Source organism: Streptomyces bobili, assembly GCF_002154575.1.
Lineage (GTDB): Bacteria > Actinomycetota > Actinomycetes > Streptomycetales > Streptomycetaceae > Streptomyces > Streptomyces bobili.
The window spans coordinates 1-1,284 of the sequence record NZ_MUBA01000529.1; the positions used below are offsets into that span (position 1 = coordinate 1).

At 73.4% G+C, this 1,284-nt stretch carries 1 protein-coding gene; it reads left to right on the plus strand.

Annotated elements, in window-relative coordinates; genetic code table 11:
- Positions 1-1,284, plus strand: a 1,284-nt coding sequence (gene bluB / locus BZL64_RS32635; protein ID WP_244205637.1) for a 5,6-dimethylbenzimidazole synthase, incomplete at both ends; no start/stop codon positions are given.

The window sequence follows — 1,284 nt, forward strand, 5'->3', positions numbered from 1 at the left end:
CCCCCGCGAAGCGGACCCCGCCGCCCCGCAAGCGGAGTCGGAGCCCGAGCCGCGAGCCGAGCCGGAGCCCGAGCAGCCCGACCCGAACGTCGCACAGAACCCGGAGGACCTGGCCACCAGGGCCGCCGACCAGGAAGAAAGCACGGCCGCCGTGGAAGAAGTACGCGAGTCCACCGGCCCCGCCGCCCCCGCGTACGCCGACGCCGAGCGCGAGGCCGTCCTGAAGGTCATGCGCGAACGCCGGGACATCCGCAACGGCTTTCGCAGTGACCCCATCCCGCACGAGGTGCTGCTGCGTGTCCTGGAGGCCGCCCACACCGCGCCCTCCGTCGGCCACTCGCAGCCTTGGGACTTCGTCGTGATCCGCTCCGCCGACACCCGGCGCGCGATGCACGAGCTGGCGACGCGGCAGCGGGACGCGTACGCGAAGTCCCTGCCGAAGGGCCGGGCGAAGCAGTTCAAGGAACTGAAGATCGAGGCCATCCTCGACACCCCGGTGAACATCGTCGTCACCGCCGATCCGACCCGCGGTGGCCGCCACACCCTCGGCCGGCACACCCAGCCGCAGATGGCGCCGTATTCCTCCGCGCTCGCCGTCGAGAACCTGTGGCTCGCCGCCCGCGCCGAGGGTCTCGGCGTCGGCTGGGTCAGCTTCTTCGACGAGCGCGAGATGGTCCGCGCCCTCGGCCTGCCGGAACACCTCGACGTCGTCGCCTACCTCTGCGTCGGCTACGTCGACGAGTTCCCGGACGAGCCTGAGCTGATGCAGGCGGGCTGGGCCAAGCGCCGCCCCCTGTCGTGGGTCGTCCACGAGGAGACGTACGGCCGTCGCGCGCTGCCCGGCGAGGACCCGCACGACCTGCTCGCCGAGACCGTCGCCGGGATCCGCCCGCTGGACGCCAAGGCGCTCGGCGAGGCCTGGGAGCGGCAGAAGCGCATGACCAAGCCGGCCGGCGCGCTCGGCATGCTGGAGATCATCTCCGCGCAGCTGTCCGGCCTGTCCCGCCAGTGCCCGCCGCCGATCCCGGAGCCCGCGGCCGTCGCGATCTTCGCCGGCGACCACGGCGTGCACGCCCAGGGCGTCACCCCCTGGCCGCAGGAGGTCACCGCCCAGATGGTGGCCAACTTCCTCGGCGGCGGCGCGGTCTGCAACGCCTTCGCGAACCAGGTGGGCGCCGAGGTCTGCGTCGTGGACGTCGGCGTCGTCTCCGACCTTCCGGCGACCCCCGGCCTGCTGCCCCGCAAGATCCGCGCGGGCACGTCCGACATGACGACCGGCCCCGC